Genomic DNA, 1,419 nt, shown 5'->3' with positions numbered 1-1,419 from the left:
TGTACATGGGCGCGGTGATGGCCGTGATCATGCTGGGGTACATGCTGAGCATGTACAAGAACAGCCGCAACAACAAGATGATTCTGATAGGCAGTGTCATCGTCTTCAGTGGAGCGCTGTGGCTGGTGCGCTCACAGGCCACGGTGGGTGACGTGGCGTGGATGAAGGCCATGATTCCGCACCACTCGATTGCCATCCTGACCAGTGAACGGGCCAACATCACTGACCCCCGTGTGCGCGAGCTGGCCGACAGCATCATTGAAGCCCAGCGCCGGGAAATCGCCGAGATGAAGGCGCTGATTCAGGACATCGAAAGTGGCAGATGAGCCTGGCTGAGTGTTCGCCGCGAAGGTGAATGACGGGCCAGTGCGAACGGTTGCGCTCCCTGACCCTCTTCCATCGGTGGCCTCGTATGACAAATTAACCGGGATCCGTATCACACGGCGGGCACCTAACCCTCCTACGCCAGCAGTTCAATCAGGTACAGGGCGATGAAGCCTATGAAAAAGGCGCTGGTGATCCACGGCGTCTCCTTGACCTCGTGCGCCTCTACCAGCAGTTCCTCAGTGACCAGGTACAGCAGCGCCGCCGCGCCGAAGGACAGGACAATTTCCAGCGCCAGGCCAGACAATCCCTGTAGCAGCGTGCCGCCCAGCGAGGCCCCCACGATGACCAGCAGGCTCAGGCCGCTCACGGTCAGGATGCTGCGGCTCCTGGAGGCTCCGCGCTGTCCCAGGCTGGCCGCCACCGACAGGCCCAAGAACAGCAGTTCCAGGGTCAGCGCCACCACCAGCAGGGTGCCCACCCGCTCGCCAGCTGCGAAGCCCACGCCGATCAGCAAGCCGTCGATCAGGATGTCGATGCCCACCGCCGCGAGCAAGCCAGTCACGGCGCGCGGGGCGGCCCCAGCGGAATCCTCCCCGGCCGCCCCGTCCTCTTCTTCCGGATCCAGCCGGCCCACCAGCGTCCGCACCACCAGCATGACGCCCACGCCCAGGGCGAAGCCGATCACCACGCCCAGCGGCTCCCGGCCCGCCGTGATCTGAGGCAGCAACTCCCCGGCAACGGCGGCAAAGACGACGCCCGCCGCGAGGTGCTGGACAAAGCTGCGAACGCGTGGGGTGGGCGGGCGGAAGCTGGCCACCACGCCGCCCAGGATGGTGGCAGCCACGGGAATCAGCGTCAACAGCAGAATCTGGCTCAGCCCAGTCATGGCCTAACGTTAAAGCAGTTAAAGAGCGTTTGGTAGTGCTTCAAGAATCCCGTCAAGCAGCGAAGAGAGATTCCGCCGACGCGATCAGTTTATCCCAGGGGTAGACGTACCCCAGGGCCGTGGAATGAACCCCTCGGAAAGGACCACGGGCCAAGTCACTTCGCCCCGGTCAGCGGCTACGCTGACCAGACCGCGAAGGAGCCCAG

Annotated in this window: 2 protein-coding genes; one reads left to right on the top strand and one right to left on the bottom strand. The window is 63.9% G+C overall.

What is annotated here, in order from left to right:
• The coding region (locus IEY31_RS18510; protein WP_188974424.1) for a DUF305 domain-containing protein at positions 1 to 326 on the top strand (326 nt) is incomplete at its 5' end.
• 134 nt (positions 327 to 460) lie between these two features.
• Here IEY31_RS18510 and IEY31_RS18505 read toward each other — a convergent pair.
• Positions 461 to 1,213 carry a ZIP family metal transporter gene (locus IEY31_RS18505; RefSeq protein ID WP_188974423.1) on the bottom strand — a complete coding sequence of 251 codons (753 nt, stop codon included), beginning with the start codon at positions 1,211 to 1,213 and terminating at the stop codon, positions 461 to 463.
• Between the last annotated feature and the right edge of the window lie 206 nt (positions 1,214 to 1,419).

The organism is Deinococcus aerolatus (assembly GCF_014647055.1).
Lineage (GTDB): Bacteria > Deinococcota > Deinococci > Deinococcales > Deinococcaceae > Deinococcus > Deinococcus aerolatus.
This window is presented reverse-complemented; position numbering and strand designations above follow the sequence as displayed.

What these genes read in the sequence shown, in the direction of transcription:
- IEY31_RS18505 (WP_188974423.1), bottom strand. Translation starts at nt 1,213, where the DNA reads ATGACTGGGCTGAGCCAGATTCTGCTGTTGACGCTGATTCCCGTGGCT.